The sequence below is a fragment of the Bradyrhizobium sp. LB13.1 genome (assembly GCF_054056815.1).
On sequence record NZ_JBSRYQ010000001.1, the window covers coordinates 566,630 to 583,077 of the forward strand.

Below are 16,448 nucleotides of genomic sequence, written 5' to 3' on the forward strand. Positions count from 1 at the left end.
GTGGCGAACCAGTCGAGAAACGCCCGGCCATGTCCGGACCGGGCCAAGCGGGGATAGGACCCATGAAAATTGTTATGGCGATTATCAAGCCATTCAAGCTGGAAGAAGTCCGTGACGCCCTGACCGCCATCGGCGTTCACGGTCTCACGGTGACGGAAGTCAAGGGGTATGGCCGCCAGAAGGGCCATACGGAAATCTATCGCGGCGCCGAATATGCCGTGAGCTTCCTGCCCAAGATCAAGATCGAGGTCGCTGTCGCCTCCGACCAGGTCGACAAGACCATCGATGCCATCACGTCCGCCGCGAAAACCGGACACAGATCGGCGACGGCAAGATCTTCGTCATCAATCTCGACCATGCGGTTCGCATCCGCACCGGCGAGGCCGATGCAGCGGCCCTGTGATTTCGCGCTCAACCTTTACCAATCAGGAGTGAATACAATGACGTTTAAGCGTCCCTACGGCGCGGGATTGGCGGCTCTCGCAGTCGGCATGTTCGCTGCGACCGCAGCCTATGCCGAGCCAACGGTCAACAAGGGAGACAACGCCTGGATGCTGACATCGACAGTGCTCGTGCTGTTGATGACGATCCCCGGCCTCGCGCTGTTCTACGGCGGCCTCGTCCGCTCCAAGAACATGCTCTCCGTCCTGATGCAGGTGTTCTACACCGTCTGCGTCGTCACCGTGATCTGGGCTGTGTACGGCTACAGCCTCACCTTCACCGGCGGCTCCGACTTCATCGGCGGCTTCTCCAAGGCCTTCATGATGGGCGTCACCACCGATTCGAAGGCTGCGACCTTCTCGGTCGACGCCAACATCTCGGAGCTCATTTATATGTGCTTCCAGATGACCTTCGCGGCGATCACGCCCGCCCTGATCGTCGGCGCCTTCGCCGAGCGCATGAGGTTCGCTGCGATCGCGCTCTTCATCCCGCTCTGGGTGACGCTGATCTACTTCCCGATCGCGCACATGGTCTGGTACTGGCCCGGCCCGGACATGATCCAGGACGCAGCCAAGGCGCTCGCTGCTGCCACTGACGCGGCCGCCAAGACCGCGGCGCAGGCCAAGCTCGACGAGATCAACGCCGACGCCGGCTGGATCTTCAAGGCGGGCGCGATCGACTTCGCAGGCGGCACCGTGGTGCACATCAACGCCGGCATCGCAGGGCTCGTCGGCGCTCTGCTGATCGGCAAGCGCGTCGGTTACGGCAAGGAGCTGATGGCCCCGCACTCGCTGACCATGTCGATGATCGGCGCCTCGCTGCTCTGGGTCGGCTGGTTCGGCTTCAACGCCGGCTCCAACCTCGAAGCCAACGGCGGCGCAGCCCTCGCCATGACCAACTCCTTCGTCGCTACTGCAGCCGCCGCGCTGTCGTGGATGTTCGCGGAGTGGATCATCAAGGGTCACCCGTCGGTGCTCGGCGTCATCTCCGGCGCTGTCGCGGGTCTCGTGGCCGTCACGCCTGCCGCCGGCTTCTCCGGCGTGATGGGTGCGATCGTCCTCGGCCTCGTGGTCGGCGTGGTCTGCCTGTTCTTCTGCACCGTCGTAAAGAACGCGCTCGGCTACGATGACTCGCTCGACGTGTTCGGCGTGCACTGCGTCGGCGGCATCGTCGGCGCCCTCGGCACCGGCATCCTGGTCAATCCTGCTCTCGGCGGCGCCGGGATCATGGACTACACCGCGATCCCGCCGAAGGTGGCCGACTACGACTTCGCAGTACAGATGATCGCCCAGCTCAAGGCCGTCGGCACCACGCTGGTGTGGTCGGGCATCGGTTCGGCGATCCTCTACAAGGTCGTCGATGTGATCGTTGGCCTCCGCGCCAATGTCGAGAGCGAGCGGGAAGGCCTCGACATCACCGAGCACACCGAGCGCGCTTACAACATGTAAGTCTCCTCCCGGGCGCGGCCTCCTCGGGGGGCCGCGCCCACAACTACGGTTCGGGGCACATACCCGGCAATGTCCCGACCGTTGAGGGGCTCCAGCGCAAGTTGGAGCCCCTTTCTTTTTGTCCTCGCGGAGGCCCGCACAAATTGCTTTGTATCGGCGTTGAGGAATATCATGGGCGGATTGGGGCTTATCTCATGCGCCTGTTCATTCGCCTCGCATTCTGTTCATGGCTGCTCGTCCTGTCCGTTTTGGAAGCCCAGGCCGATAAGCGCGTCGCGCTGGTGATCGGAAACAGCGCCTACAGGAACGTTCCCGCGCTGCCCAATCCGACCAATGATGCAGCCGACGTTGGAGCGGCCTTGAAGCGATCGGGATTCGATCCTCTCATCGCGACCGATCTCGATCAGGCCGCCATGCAGGAGACCGTTCTTCGCTTCGCGCGTGAGGCCCGCGGCGCCGATGTCGCCCTGTTCTACTACAGCGGGCACGCGCTCCAGTTCGCCGGCGTCAACTATCTGGTGCCTGTCGATGCCGTCGTTCGCGACGAGGTCGATCTGCGCCGCCTGGTACGTGCAGACGAGATCCTGGCGGATCTGCAGCAGGCCAAGAACCTGCGCATCCTCGTGCTCGACGCCTGCCGCGACAATCCATTTGCCGACGAGTTGCGGCGAAACGTCGGACAGGGCCGCGGCGTCACCGTCTCACGCGGCCTCGCCAAGATGGAAAGTCCCGAGGGCACCATCATTTCCTATGCAACACAGGCCGGCCGGACCGCCGACGACGGCAGCGGCCGCAACAGCCCGTATACCAGCGCGTTCCTGGAGCACATCGGCGACAAGGGCAACGTCAACACGGTATTTCAGACGATCAGCGCCGGCGTCTACCAGCGCTCCAAAGGCTCGCAAGTGCCGGAGCTGTCGCTGTCGTTCTTCGGCGAGTTCTACCTGAACGGCAAGCCCGAGACGGCGGCGTTGTCGCCTGCGACGCCCCAGGTCGATCCCTGCGCGGAGGCCGGAGACCATTGGCGCAGCGCGGAAGCGCTGGGAACGCTCGCGGCATTCAAGGATCACCTCGTACGATTCCCGGCCTGCGCCTTCGCAGATCTGGCGAAATCACGCATCGAGACCTTGGCGAAACCAGCGGACGCCGCCAAGCGCGTAACCGCGTTCGATGGAACCTGGATCGCGAAGGAGACTTGCGACAACAAGCCTCCATTTCCCGAGGCCTATTTCCAGTATGCGCTGCGCGTCAAGGATGGCGTGCTGCACACTCTCTCCGGGGAAGAGGGCAAGCCCGGTGCGACAATCCATGACGGGAAGATCGAAGCGGACGGCAGCGCGACGGTCACCGTCAGCGGGCTGATTGGCGAGAATGATCCGCTGCGCCGCACCGCCGGCGCGCCCTATCAGTACAAGCTCGCACTCGAGCTGAAAGGAACCACCGGCGCCGGCGTCCGCACCGAGACCAGCCGACCGTGTCGGATGGAACTCTCCAAGCTGACGACACAGAGCCCCGCTGCAAGTCCGGGCCAACCTGATTCGAAGCGGGCGCCCAAGCGCGAGGACAAGACGGCCGTGCTGCCGCCAGATCAGGCCGGAGCAGGGCAACCGCGGCAGACCGGAAGTGGCATGAGCTGTTCGTTCATGCGAAGCAGGTGCGCCACGGCATGCGTCAGTATGGGCGGCCGCGCGGATTGCGCTTCAACCGCTTGTCCACGGCTGGAAGCCGAGTGCATGAGCAGCGGGTGCTGGCGCGGCCGGGGATTCAACGGCTGCGGACTTGCCAAGAGATAGTGCACGAACCGGCTGCAGGCGGTCTGTCTTGGTCCGTCCAGGCGAAAGAAAAAGATTGCCATTCCAGGCAGCCGGCGCAGAAATATCAACCACAAGAAACAACAAACCGGGAGGTCGTCATGCGTTTGGAAGGCAGATGCTATTGCGGCGAAGTGCGCTATGTCGCCGAGGGCGACCCGATGATGCAGGCCCAGTGTCATTGCCGCGAGTGCCAGTACATCTCGGGCGGCGCGCCCAACACCTTCATCGCGATGCCGGCGGCCGGCTTCAGCTACATCACCGGGCAGCCCAAGCAGTTCACGCGCAAGGACCTCGAGCGCGCCGTCACGCGCGAATTCTGCGCCGAATGCGGCACGCATCTGGTGACGAAAGTGCCGGGACTGCCGGCGACGATCGTGAAGGTCGGTACGCTGGACGAGCCAAAACAGTTCCATCCGCAGATGGCGATCTACACCTGCGACAAGCAGGAGTTTCACGCGATCCCCGCGGGCATGGCGACATTCGAGAAGCTGCCGGGGCATTAGGCGCCTTCCGGGGTCGCTAGAGGTCGGGGCACATCGGTTGCTTTGCCGCGGTCAGTGCCAGCGCGCGGCCATGCATCCCGTTGTTATCCGGCCTCATTATTCCGGCTCTGGACCGAGGCGGCGACCGATGGTTAATCGCGTCTTAACCTCGCCCTATCTATGGTGAACTGAACCGCTTCCCCGCCGGCGTATCCATGCGACCGGCTGTTCCAAGAGTGCTGGCGCCCAGAATGGCTATGACCGCTTCATCCCGCGCGCCGCAGGCCGGTGGAAGCTCCGATACCGAACGCTCGCCCTTCGTCCGGCTGAACGAGCTGCTGGCGCCGCATCAACCCGGCAAGCCCTTGATTTCGCTTGCGGTCGGCGAACCGCAGCATCCGGTGCCGGACTTCGTCGGCCCGGTGCTGACCAAGCACATCGCCGATTTCGGCCGTTACCCCGCGAACAAGGGAACCGACCCGTTCCGCAAGGCGGCGGGCGCCTGGCTGTCGTCGCGCTTCAAGCTGCCGCGGCCGCTCGACCCAGAGAGCGAGATTCTCGTCCTCAATGGCAGCCGCGAGGGGCTGTTCCTCGCCGCGATCGCGGCCGCGCGCTATGTCGGCCCGCGTCCCGGCAAACCCGCCATCCTGATGCCGAACCCGTTCTACCCGGTCTATGGCGCGGGCGCCGGCGCCGCCGCTTGCGAGCCAATCTTTCTGCCGACCACGGTCGAGAACGGTTTTCTGCCCGATCTCGACGCGATCGACGAGGCGACGCTGGCGCGCACGGTGGCGTTCTATCTGGCGTCACCCGCCAATCCGCAGGGCTCGGTCGCGTCGCGCGATTATTTCACGCGCCTGAAGAGCCTCGCCGATCGCTACGGCTTCGTGATCCTCAGCGACGAGTGCTATTCCGAAATCTACACCCGCGAGGCGCCGGGCAGTGCGCTGGAATGCGCCGGCCCCGACTTCACCCGCGTGGTTGCGTTCCAGTCGCTGTCGAAGCGCTCCAACCTGCCGGGCATGCGCGTCGGTTTTGCCGCCGGCGACAAAAAATTCATCGGCATGTTCCTCGAGCTGCGCAACATTGCGGCGCCGCAGGTGCCGGTTCCGCTCCAGCATGTCGCGACAGTTGCTTACGGCGACGAGGCGCATGTCGAGGAGAATCGCAGGCTCTACCGGATCAAGTTCGATCTCGCCGACCAGATCATCGGCAATCGTTACGATTATCGCAGGCCCGATGCTGGGTTCTGCGTCTGGCTCAACACGTCCGAAATCGGCGACGACGTGTCTGTGTGTCTAAAACTCTTCACGGAAGCAGGCGTGCGCGTGGTGCCCGGCAGCTATCTGGCGCGGCTCCAGCCCGACGGCTTCAATCCCGGGGCAGGCTACATTCGCCTCGCACTGGTGCAGGATGGCGAGACCACGGCGCAGGCTCTGCACCGTCTGGTCGAGACTCTGGGTTAGGCGGGGCCCATGAGCATGTCGGCAATCGAACGTGTCATTCCCTTGGTCGGCCATCTGCCGCCCTCGATCCGCGAGGGGCTGGCGCGGCGTGTGCGCGAGCTCAGCGGTCTCGGCCTGATCACCTTGTCGGGCGTCGCCTCGGCGGCGATGATGACCTGGTCGGTGCAGGATCCGAGCCTCAGCCACGCGACGTCGCGGCCGATCCGCAACATTCTCGGCTATGCCGGCGCGATCGGCGCCGACCTTGCGATGCAGATCCTCGGGCTCGGCGCGATCATGCTGGTCCTGACCGTCGCGGTCTGGGGCTGGCGCATGCTGACCCATCGTCCGTTCGACCGCGAGGCGCTGCGGCTCGGCTCCTGGATTCTCTGCACGGTGATCGCGGCAGGCTTCGTCAGCTGCTGGCCGCATGGCGGCGCCTGGCCGCTGCCCACCGGCCTCGGCGGCGTAGTCGGCGATGCCCTGGTGCGCGCGCCCGCGGTGATTTTCGGACCGCCGGGCGCGATCTATCGCATGGTGCTGGGCACGATCCTGTTCGCCGCGATGGCGACGACCTTCCTGATCGCCTGCGGCCTCGGCGCGCGCGAGCATGACGACGAGCTCGCGGAGATCGAGGATGACGACAAGCCGCTCGACCAGGACGAGGACAGCGATCGCGGTTCGGTGTCGCTGGGCTGGCTGTTCCACGCATTGATGAGCACGAAGGCACGGCTGATTTGGCTGCTCGGCGCCGCCTACCGCTCGCTGGTCTCGAGCGGACCGAAGACCAAGGCCGTTGCGTTCAGCCGCCATGAGCCGAATCTCGGTGGCGGCCGCGCCGCGCCGCCGATCTCGCCGCAGTCCGAAGACGAGCACCGCGAGGACGATCACGAAGAAGAGGACGAGGAGGAAGAAGAGGAGGAGCCGGCCGCGCGCGCCCCGCGCAAAAAGGCTGCGCCGAAGGCCGCTTCCAGGAGATCTTCCGACAAGTTCGAGCTTCCGTCCGTGTCCGTGCTGGCCGCCCCCAAGGCCGGCGATCGCCAGCCGCTCAGCAAGGCCGAGCTGGAAGCCAATTCGCGCGCGCTCGAAGGCGTCCTGCAGGATTTCGGCGTGCGCGGCGACATCGCGAAAGCCAATCCGGGTCCCGTCGTCACACTGTACGAACTGGAGCCGGCGCCGGGCATCAAGTCGTCGCGCGTGATCGGCTTGGCCGACGACATCGCCCGTTCGATGAGCGCGCTGTCGGCGCGTGTCGCCGTCGTGCCGGGCCGCAATGCCATCGGTATCGAGCTGCCGAACGCGCATCGCGAAAAAGTCTATTTGCGCGAGCTGCTGGTGGCCAAGGAAACCATCGACACGGTCGCGAAGCTGCCGCTCTGCCTTGGCAAGACCATTGGCGGCGACCCCGTCATCATCGACCTCGCGCGCACGCCGCACATGCTGATCGCCGGCACCACCGGCTCGGGCAAGTCGGTCGCCATCAACACCATGATCCTCAGCCTGGTCTATCGGCTGCGCCCGGACCAGTGCCGACTGATCATGGTCGATCCGAAGATGCTCGAGCTCTCCGTCTATGACGGCATTCCACACCTGCTCACGCCGGTCGTGACCGACCCGAAGAAGGCGGTGGTCGCGCTGAAATGGGCCGTGCGCGAGATGGAAGAGCGCTACAAGAACATGGCCAAGCTCGGTGTGCGCAACATCGACGGCTACAACACGCGCCTGCTCGAATTGAAGGCCAAGGGCGAAGAGCCGACCCGCACGGTGCACACCGGCTTCGACAAGGAGACCGGCAAGGCGATCTACGAGGAAGAGAAACTCTCGCTCGACCCGCTGCCCTACATCGTCATCATCGTCGACGAAATGGCCGATCTGATGATGGTTGCCGGCAAGGACATCGAAGGCGCGGTGCAGCGCCTCGCGCAGATGGCGCGCGCCGCCGGCCTGCACGTGATCCTCGCGACCCAGCGGCCGTCGGTCGACGTCATCACCGGCACCATCAAGGCGAACTTCCCGACCCGCATCGCCTTCCAGGTGACGTCCAAGATCGACAGCCGCACCATTTTGGGCGAGATGGGCGCCGAGCAGCTGCTCGGCCAGGGCGACATGCTCTACATGGCCGGCGGCGGTCGCATCAGCCGCGTGCACGGACCTTTCGCGTCGGACGAGGAAGTCGAGAAGGTCGTGCGCCACCTCAAGACGCAGGGCCGGCCGGAATATCTCGAAGCCGTTACCGCCGAAGAGCCCACCGAGGGCGAGGATGGCGCGGTGTTCGACGCCTCCGGCATGGGTGCGGACGGCGGCGGCGATCTGTTCTCGCAGGCCGTTGCCATCGTCAAACGCGACCGCAAGGCCTCGACCAGCTACATCCAGCGCCGCCTGCAAATCGGCTATAACCGCGCCGCATCGCTGATGGAGCGCATGGAACTGGAAGGCATCGTCGGACCCGCCAACCACGCCGGCAAGCGCGAGATTCTGGTCGAGGAAGAAGACAGCCATATGTGAGGCGAGCCGCCTCAGACGACCATTTCACGCAAAAACGTTATCTGCTTTTGGCCGAAATCACGCTAAAAGGGCGCCCAGCCACACAGGACGACGCGTTGATCAGACATCCGGACATTCGATTCGCTGCCATCGTCGCTGCGCGAAGCGCGCGCATGGCCGGCGTGCTTCTCGTCACCGCCGCCGATGGTGACCGCGACGTCGTTCGCGCAGACCGTTCCCGTGCCGAAGCCCGCGCCGAAGGGCCGCGATGGCGGTGCCACCGCCGGGGGCCCGTCGATCACCGGCGCGACCCAGACGCCGCCGAATCCGGTGATTCCGGATCCGCGCCGCAACGTGCCGAGCAGCATCTTCCAGACCTTCGATGCCAATCAGAAGGCCCAGGCCGCCAAGGTCAGCGCCTACCTGTCGTCGTTGTCGACACTGGTCGGGAATTTCGTTCAGGTCGGCCCCGACGGCAGCAAGACGCAAGGCGACTTCTACATCCAGAAGCCGGGCAAGGTGCGCTTCGAATATGACGCGCCGAGCCCGATCGACATCGTCGCCGACGGATCGTCGCTGGTGGTGCGCGACCGCAAGCTCGCGACGCAGGACGTCTATCCGCTGTCGCAGACACCGCTGCGATTCCTGCTGTCCGACCGGATCGACCTGATGAAGGACACCAACGTCGTCAACGTCTCGGCCGACGACGTCTTCGTCAGCGTCACCATCGAGGAGAAGCAGGCGCTGGTCGGCACCAGCCGCCTGATGCTGATGTTCGGCGCCAAGGACGGCCAGCTCAAGCAATGGACCGTCACCGACCCGCAGGGCTACGACACCACGATCGCGGTCTACAATCTCGACACGAGCAAGAAGCTCGATCCCGGCATGTTCAAGATCGATTTTACCAATTACGGCCCCGCGCCGGGCTGAGACCTACTCGCTGCTCCGACGATCGTCATGCCCGGGCTTGTCCCGGGCACCCACGTTCTGGACCTACAAAAAGGCGTGGATGGCCGGGTCAAGCCCGGTCAGGACGGATGGAGTTTGTTAGATCAATCTCATGCGTTTTTCCCTGACAACCTGGAACATCAATTCGGTGCGGCTGCGCATCGATCTGGTCGCGAAATTTCTCAAGAGCGCGCGACCGGACGTGCTGTGTCTCCAGGAAACCAAGTGCATCGATGACGCTTTTCCGTTGAAGCGCTTCAAGCGGCTCGGCTATGAGCACGTCGCGCTGAACGGGCAGAAGGGCTATCACGGCGTCGCCATCGTCTCGAGGATTCCGTTCGAGTCGAAGGACATCCGCACCTTCTGCGACAAGGTGGATTCACGCCACATCTCGGTGTCGTTCGGAGAGAAGGCCGGGATCGCAAAGCCCCTGGTGGTGCATAATTTCTACGTGCCGGCCGGCGGTGACATTCCCGATCCCGCGCTGAACGAGAAATTCGATCACAAGCTCCGCTTCCTCGACGAGATGAAGGCGTGCGAGCCGCTGCATCCGCGCGGCGAGGATCGCCACATCCTGGTCGGCGATCTCAACGTCGCCCCGCATGAGAACGACGTCTGGTCGCACAAGCAGCTTCTGAAAGTGGTTTCGCACACGCCAGTCGAAACCGAGAAGCTGCAAGCCGCGCTCGTCGCCGGCGAGTGGGTTGACGTCGCCCGCGAGCGCATTCCGATGTCGGAGAAAGTCTATACCTGGTGGAGCTATCGCTCCGCGGACTGGACCGTCGGCGACCGTGGCCGCAGGCTCGACCACATCTGGGTCTCGCGCGCGCTGAAGGATACGGTCAGCGATTTCAAGATTCTTCGCGATGCGCGGAGCTGGGAGCGGCCGTCGGACCATGTGCCGGTCACGGTGACGCTGGAGGTGTGATCTTGCAGCCCTTATGGAGCGCAGCGAAATCCGGGCTACGGATGCTTCTCAGGACTACGACGTCAGCTTCGCGCCCGCCATCAGGATATCGCTGGCGATCTGGCTGGAGCGAACCGCGAATTCGTCGCGAAGGCGGACGGCGGCGGCAGGGTCGCTTTCGAGCACGCGCTGAAACAGGCTGCGCGCGACGCGGATGACGGTGGCGTGCTCCAGTGCGATCGCGCTCGACGGACGCTTCATCGGTACCACCAGCGCCAGCTCGCCGATCAGAGCACCGGGACCTGCGATCATCTCCGCGCCGGCACCGTCGTCGACCCGGAAGGCGCCACGCGCTGGACCACGAAGCCGGCATCGGCATCGTCGCCGAGATTGAACAGGACGTCGCCGCGGACGAAGTCACGCTGCTCGGAGCCGATCGCCAGCATGCGCAACGAAGCGTCTCCCAACAGGCGCAGTGTCGGGACACGCTCGAGAAGCACTACATCGTCGTCGATTGACATTCAGGTCCGAGGCTCAAAGGCACGCGATCTAAAACGATTCGCACGCCCCTGAAGCGTATCACGGCACCAGCTTGTAGCCACCGGCTTCCGTGACCAGGATCTCGGGGTTAGCGGCGTCCTTCTCGATCTTCTGGCGAAGGCGGTAGATGTGGGTTTCCAGCGTGTGGGTGGTGACGCCGGAATTGTAGCCCCAGACCTCCTGGAGCAGGGTCTCGCGCGAGACCGGCATCTGGCCGGCCCGGTAGAGGAAGCGGAGGATGGCGGTTTCCTTCTCCGTCAGCCGGACCTTGCGTGCATTGGCGGCGGTCAGCATCTTGGAGCCGGGCCGGAAAGAATAGGGGCCGACCGAGAACACCGCGTCCTCGCTGGCTTCGTGCTGGCGGAGTTGGGCGCGGATACGAGCCAACAGAACCGCGAAGCGGAAGGGTTTTGCGACATAATCGTTGGCGCCGGATTCCAGCCCCAAAATCGTGTCGGAATCGGTGTCATGCCCGGTGAGCATGATGATCGGAGCCTTGAACCCGCCCTTGCGTAAGGAACGGACCACTTCACGGCCATCGGTGTCGGGCAGGCCAACATCCATCAGAACGAGATCGGGAGCATTGGCCTTCGCGGCGCTCGCGCCCTTGGCGCCGGTATCGACGGCGGAGGCTTCAAATTCCTCGTGCAGCGATAATTGCTCCACCAACGTATCGCGCAGATCGGTATCGTCATCCACGATCAGGATCTTGCGGGCATTGGCCATAGGGGGTCATCCTTTTGGGGTCCGGCGCGGCGCGCATCCATGCTGCACCCAGCCGAGAGGGAAGTTTAGGGGTCGCTGTTATTATTGTTGTTCGTGTTGAAGTAGTGGGCTGTTACCGATTCACAAGCCAGAACCACTCTAACCCAGAATAGCAGGGCGCTTCGATGAATGTCCTGTAATGAATTCGACATTGCACGTTCACATGAAAAACAAAGCTGCTTCAGCTAGTTACACCATGAACCGAGGCGCCGGACCATTATCCGCGATCCGCGTTAAGCCTGCGGCGGGGAATCCATGCCGGGGCTGGCTGACCGCGGGGGCGCTGACGATTCCGGTTGCGCTGGGGCGGGGCGGCATTCTGGCCAACAAGCGCGAGGGCGATGGCGGCACCCCGAGGGGCAGCTTCCGTCCCAGGCGCTTGTGGTGGCGGGGCGACCGGCACAGCCGCCCGCAGACTTTCTTGCCGGCGAGGAGCATCGGCGACACGGACGCCTGGTGCGAGGATCCCGGGGACCGTCATTACAATCAGGGAATCCGGCTCGGCGAGGGGCAGGGCGGCGACCGGCTCAAGCGGACCGATCATCTCTATGACTTCATCATCGAAATCGACCACAACACGAGGCCGCGCATCGCCGGCCGCGGCAGCGCAGTGTTCTTGCATCTGGCCCGCGACAATTTCGGCCCGACCGCAGGCTGCGTCGCGATGACCAAAGCGGCGATGCGACAGTTGCTGCGGCGGCTGGGACCAAAAACAGAAATCATCATCGGGTGAGGATACATGCTCGACAGGGATCAGATCGCCGCCACATCGCGCGTCCTCGTTCAACATTGGCGCGACGGCACCAAGCTTGACGCGCTGGAGCCACGGTTGCGGCCACAGGGCCGCGCTGAGGGCTACGCCGTGCAGGCTGCGCTCAGCGGGATATTGTTCGGCTGGAAGATCGCAGCGACAAGCGCGTCCGGACAAAAGCACATCAATGTCGCGGGACCGCTGGCCGGTCGCATCATGAGCGACACCGTGATCGCCGATGGCGGCACGGCTGCGATGAAGGGCAACGCGATGCGCGTCGGCGAGCCTGAGTTCGCTTTCCGCATGGGACGCGATCTGCCGCCGCGCGCGGCGGCGTACACTGTCGACGAGATGCTGGCCGCCGTGGACGGCTTGCATCCTGCAATCGAGATTCCCGATTCGCGCTTTGCCGATTTCGCAGGCGCCGGCGAGGCGCAGCTCATCGCCGACAATGCCTGCGCGCATCTGTTCGTGCTGGGTGCGGCGACCACTACGAACTGGCGCGCCATGGATCTCGTCGAGGAGCGGCCGCAGATCACGCTACGCGGCGAGCGCTATCTCGGCCACGGCAAGAACGTGCTCGGCGATCCCCGAATCGCCCTGGTCTGGCTGGCCAACGAGCTGCGTGGCCTCGGCATCACCTTGCGGGCAGGGGAGGTGGTGACCACGGGCACGTGCCATCCGCCGCTGCCGCTCCAGGCCGGCGATCATTTTGCGGTGGATTTTGGGGTGCTGGGAAAGGTGTCGGTGGGATTCGCGTAGGCGCTACGCGCCCCCGGCGAAATTACCGGTGCCCGAAGATCGCGCTTCCCACACGCACATGCGTGGCGCCGAGCATGATGGCGGTCGCAAAATCCGCGCTCATGCCCATCGAGAGCTTGTTCAATCCATTGCGCGCGGCGATCTTGGCGGTCAGCGCGAAATGCGCCGCCGGCGGCTCGTCCACCGGCGGGATGCACATCAACCCGGAGATCGTCAGCCCGTAGGTGTCGCGGCAGCTCGCGATGAAGGCGTCGGCCTCCCCGGGGGCAATGCCGGCCTTCTGCGGCTCCTCGCCGATATTGATCTGGACGAACAGTTCCGGGTGCTTGTCCTGAGATTCGATTTCCTTGGCTAACGCTTGGCAAATGCTCGGGCGGTCGACCGAATGGATGGCATCGAACAGCGCCACGGCCTCTTTCGCCTTGTTGGATTGCAGCGGCCCGATCAGATGCAGCGCAATATCGGAGTAAACAGAAATTAACGCGGGCCATTTGCCCTTGGCCTCCTGCACGCGATTCTCACCGAATACGCGCTGTCCGGCGTCGATGACCGGGGTAATTGCATCTGCTGCGAAAGTTTTCGAGACCGCGATCAGCGTCACGGAGGCACGTTCGCGCCGCGCATCCGCGCAGGCGCGCGCGATTTCGGCTTCGACCGCGGCGAGCGCGTTTGGTGAATGGCCGGTTACCGGCGCGGCGTTGGCTTCAGTCATGATGTCGCATGGGTACTGGTTGTTGCGGAGCTAGTTCTAATTTTACCGAGTTCAAGAAAGAGTTTTTGAACCCTTCGCTTTACCTTGGCCGCGGGGTGGGCAGCGAAGATGGCAAACGTCAGTTTCAACCGCAAACGAGCGAAACTCAAGCAGGTTCTCGGAATCCGGGCGCGGCTTGCGTTGCTCGCGGTAATTCTGGTGGCGCCCTTGATGTTCGAGCGCATCCGTTCGCTCGAAAACACGCGCACGAAGCAGATCGCGCAGGCCGCAGCTGAATTCACCACCGTCGCAAGGCACAGCGCCGACGCCCAGCGCGAGGTGATCTCGTCAGTCGAGACCATCCTGAAATCTGAAGCCTTCATCCGCGCCTCCGCCGGCGGCATCAGCAAGAGCTGTGACGTGCTGCGCGCGAGCCTGCCGTCGAATCTTCCATGGATCCGCACGCTTTTGATCGCCGGCCAGGACGGCCGCATCCAGTGCGCCACCAACAACATGTATGTCGGCCTCGATCTCAGTGACCGGCCGTACTTCCAGCAGGCACAGGAAACCGGCCGCTTCGTGCTGAGCGACTTCATCCTGTCGCGGCCGGTGCTGGCGCCGACCGTGATGGCGGTTTACCCGGTGTCTGCCTTCAGCGGCGTCACGGATGCCGTCGTGCTTGCCACCGTCAACCTCGACTGGATGTCGAAGGTCATGAGCAATCTGGGTGGCCGCGCCGGCATCACCGCCGTCCTGGTCGACAGCGCCGGCACCGTGCTGGCGGCACCGGCCGACCAGCACAGCGCGGTCGGCCGTCCGCTCGACAACATGCCGCTGATGTCCGCGATCGCCGACAAGGCGCTGCGGTCGGACCAGGACGAGGGCGCATTGTCTTTCCTCGCCGCCGACGGCTCCCGCCGCGCGGTCAGTTATATCCGCATCGCCGGCACCAATGCCCGCCTGATCGCCAGCATCGACGAGGACAAGGTGTCTGCGGCCGTGAGCCGCGACATCCGCACTGCTTATCTCCAGCTCGCTTTCGTCGTCGTGTTCGTCCTGCTCGGCGCGCTGATCGCCGCCGAAAAGCTGGTGATCAAGCCGATCGAGATGCTGGCCGATATGGCCAAGCGCCTTGGCGAGGGCGATCTGTCGGCGCGCGCTGCGCGCAATCGTCTGCCGGCCGAGTTCGTGCCGCTGGCCCGCGCGTTCAATGCGATGGCCGCGCAGCTGAGCCAGCGCGAACGCGAGCTGATGGCGAGCAACGACCGGCTCACGGTGATGGCCTCGATCGACATGTTGTCGGGGCTCGCCAACCGCCGCGGCTTCCAGAGCCGGCTCGACTTCGAATGGATGCGCGCGCAGCAATATGGCAGCGAACTCGCGCTTTTGATGATCGACGTCGACCATTTCAAACTGTTCAACGACACCTATGGTCATCTCGAAGGCGATTCTTGCCTGACCAGGCTCGGCGAGTCGCTGTCCGGCATCGCCGCCGACACGATGGGCTTCGCGGCCCGCTATGGCGGCGAGGAATTCTGCCTGTTGCTGCCGAACACCGACGTGGCGCGCGCCGTCGAAATCGGCGAGCAGGCCCGCGCGGCCGTATTGAAGCTGTGCCTACCGCACATCACTTCCGCCCACATGATCGTCACCGTCTCGATCGGTGTTGCCGCGGCAAAGCCAAACGAGAGTCTGCGCCCCGGCGATCTGATCGAAGCCGCCGACGCCGCGCTCTACGCCGCCAAACACCGCGGCCGCAACAACGTCGTCGAGCACGGCATCACCGTGATCGACAACGGCGCGGCGGAAATGATGATGGCCGGTTGAGGGTTAACCCGCGGCCGCGGCGCGATCGAGCTCGATCTCCGTCACCACACGATTGCGGCCGCCGTTCTTCGCAAGATAGAGCGCGCGGTCGCAGCGCTCGATGAGGTCGGCGGTTGCCTCGCCGATCCGATACTGCGCCACGCCGATCGAAACCGTGATGTCAGGCAGGACCTCGCCGGTCGAGCGACGGGTGATCCTGGATTCCGCGATTGCTCGCCTGATTCGCTCAGCGACCTCGGCGCAGGCGGCCAGATCGGCATCCGGCAGCACCGCGATCAGCTCCTCGCCGCCGTAGCGCGCCGATAGATCCTGCTCGCGGACCTTTTCGCGCAACACCTTTGCCATCAGGCGCAGCACCTGGTCGCCGACGCCGTGGCCGAAACTGTCGTTGAAGGTCTTGAAGTGGTCGATGTCGAGCATCAGCACGCTGAACGGCTCGCCCCAATCCGCAGTCGCCTGCACCTTGCGCAGGAATTCATCGAGCGCCCGCCGGTTTGCAAGGCCTGTGAGTGTATCGGTCCGGGCACGCTCCTCGGATTTGGAGAGAGAGTCGCGGATCACGTCGAGCTCGCGGGTCTTTTCCGCAAAGCCCGCCTCGAGCCGCGTCGCGCGGGTGGCCGCGCGGCCCAACTCGTTCATGAGCTGGGCAACCAGCGCTTTGGGGTCGACACCGGCGTTGCCCTGGTCGGCGACCTCGTTGATCGCTTGCATCTGGGAGTGATTGTCGGCAATCGCAGTCGCGAGAAAATCCTTCGCCGCGCCCATAAGGGTGTGGAGCCGCTCGGACGTGTCGACGACGATGGCGCTCACCTGGGGCGCGACGTAGGTCTCGAAAAGATCCTGATTGGTCCTGACGTCGAAGGGTCGATTGTGGTCGATCAGGAGATCGATCGCGTTGCGCAGATCGTCATGGCTTCCCGCGAAATATTGGAACCAGACGGCGAAATTGGTCGGCGTTGCAGGGATCCGCTGTTCGGCCATGCTCCGCATCGCCCGTCCGGCAATGGACGCGGCATAGTCGTAATCGGGATCGTCGAAGCTGGCGTCCATCACAAGTCTTGAGAGTTCTGGTCGGTCGCAAACTGGCATCGACCCCTTAATCACACCCCAACGCGGCCTCAGTAGTTATGCGGTGCAGCGCCG

General features: G+C 64.2%; 12 protein-coding genes and 3 pseudogenes. 11 read left to right on the forward strand and 4 right to left on the reverse strand.

The window, feature by feature from the left end; genetic code table 11:
• Positions 1-62 precede the first annotated feature (62 nt).
• The 8 genes and pseudogenes from ACVWYI_RS02705 to xth all read left to right on the forward strand — a co-directional run bounded on the left by ACVWYI_RS02705 (position 63) and on the right by xth (position 9,990).
• Positions 63-403: pseudogene (locus ACVWYI_RS02705) on the forward strand (P-II family nitrogen regulator).
• A 37-nt stretch (positions 404-440) separates the two neighbouring features.
• Positions 441-1,889, forward strand: coding sequence for an ammonium transporter (locus ACVWYI_RS02710; protein WP_247352533.1), 1,449 nt, complete (start codon positions 441-443; stop codon positions 1,887-1,889).
• A 194-nt stretch (positions 1,890-2,083) separates the two neighbouring features.
• A complete protein-coding gene (locus ACVWYI_RS02715) occupies positions 2,084-3,682 on the forward strand; it encodes a caspase family protein (RefSeq protein WP_456661154.1) in 1,599 nt (532 codons plus the stop codon).
• A gap of 119 nt (positions 3,683-3,801) precedes the next feature.
• Positions 3,802-4,206 (forward strand): GFA family protein, encoded by a 405-nt coding sequence (locus ACVWYI_RS02720; RefSeq protein WP_247352536.1) that lies wholly within the window; start codon positions 3,802-3,804, stop codon positions 4,204-4,206.
• Between the two features lie 230 nt (positions 4,207-4,436).
• On the forward strand, positions 4,437-5,651 hold the full coding sequence (locus ACVWYI_RS02725; RefSeq protein WP_456661155.1) for an aminotransferase class I/II-fold pyridoxal phosphate-dependent enzyme: 1,215 nt from the start codon (positions 4,437-4,439) through the stop codon (positions 5,649-5,651).
• 9 nt (positions 5,652-5,660) lie between these two features.
• Positions 5,661-8,135: a DNA translocase FtsK gene (locus ACVWYI_RS02730; protein WP_456661156.1), complete on the forward strand. Its 2,475-nt coding sequence runs from the start codon at positions 5,661-5,663 to the stop codon at positions 8,133-8,135.
• Positions 8,136-8,287: 152 nt separating this feature from the next.
• A pseudogene (locus ACVWYI_RS02735) lies at positions 8,288-9,044 on the forward strand (outer membrane lipoprotein carrier protein LolA).
• Positions 9,045-9,174: 130 nt separating this feature from the next.
• Positions 9,175-9,990, forward strand: coding sequence for an exodeoxyribonuclease III (gene xth, locus ACVWYI_RS02740; RefSeq protein ID WP_247352542.1), 816 nt, complete (start codon positions 9,175-9,177; stop codon positions 9,988-9,990).
• Positions 9,991-10,044: 54 nt separating this feature from the next.
• Here xth and ACVWYI_RS02745 read toward each other — a convergent pair.
• Both ACVWYI_RS02745 and ACVWYI_RS02750 read right to left on the reverse strand, forming a co-directional pair.
• Positions 10,045-10,490, reverse strand: a pseudogene (locus tag ACVWYI_RS02745) (cyclic nucleotide-binding domain-containing protein).
• Between the two features lie 58 nt (positions 10,491-10,548).
• On the reverse strand, positions 10,549-11,235 hold the full coding sequence (locus tag ACVWYI_RS02750) for a response regulator transcription factor (protein ID WP_007598630.1): 687 nt from the start codon (positions 11,233-11,235) through the stop codon (positions 10,549-10,551).
• A 235-nt stretch (positions 11,236-11,470) separates the two neighbouring features.
• On the opposite strand from ACVWYI_RS02750, the gene ACVWYI_RS02755 reads away from it, so the two are divergent.
• Both ACVWYI_RS02755 and ACVWYI_RS02760 read left to right on the forward strand, forming a co-directional pair.
• Positions 11,471-12,007 carry a L,D-transpeptidase family protein gene (locus ACVWYI_RS02755; protein WP_456661157.1) on the forward strand — a complete coding sequence of 179 codons (537 nt, stop codon included), beginning with the start codon at positions 11,471-11,473 and terminating at the stop codon, positions 12,005-12,007.
• Positions 12,008-12,013: 6 nt separating this feature from the next.
• Complete coding sequence (locus ACVWYI_RS02760) at positions 12,014-12,787, forward strand: 2-keto-4-pentenoate hydratase (RefSeq protein WP_456661158.1); 774 nt, start codon at positions 12,014-12,016, stop codon at positions 12,785-12,787.
• A 22-nt stretch (positions 12,788-12,809) separates the two neighbouring features.
• On the opposite strand, the gene ACVWYI_RS02765 is transcribed toward ACVWYI_RS02760, so the two are convergent.
• Positions 12,810-13,499, reverse strand: a complete 690-nt coding sequence (locus ACVWYI_RS02765) for a YggS family pyridoxal phosphate-dependent enzyme (RefSeq protein WP_247352549.1) — start codon at positions 13,497-13,499, stop codon at positions 12,810-12,812.
• 108 nt (positions 13,500-13,607) lie between these two features.
• Here ACVWYI_RS02765 and ACVWYI_RS02770 point away from each other — a divergent pair, with 108 nt between their 5' ends.
• Positions 13,608-15,305, forward strand: coding sequence for a diguanylate cyclase domain-containing protein (locus ACVWYI_RS02770; RefSeq protein ID WP_247352552.1), 1,698 nt, complete (start codon positions 13,608-13,610; stop codon positions 15,303-15,305).
• 3 nt (positions 15,306-15,308) lie between these two features.
• Here the strand turns inward: ACVWYI_RS02770 and ACVWYI_RS02775 are convergent, their stop codons facing one another.
• The gene (locus ACVWYI_RS02775) at positions 15,309-16,355 is read right to left on the reverse strand and encodes a GGDEF domain-containing protein (RefSeq protein WP_247447915.1); all 1,047 of its coding nucleotides are present in this window, start codon (positions 16,353-16,355) and stop codon (positions 15,309-15,311) included.
• Between the last annotated feature and the right edge of the window lie 93 nt (positions 16,356-16,448).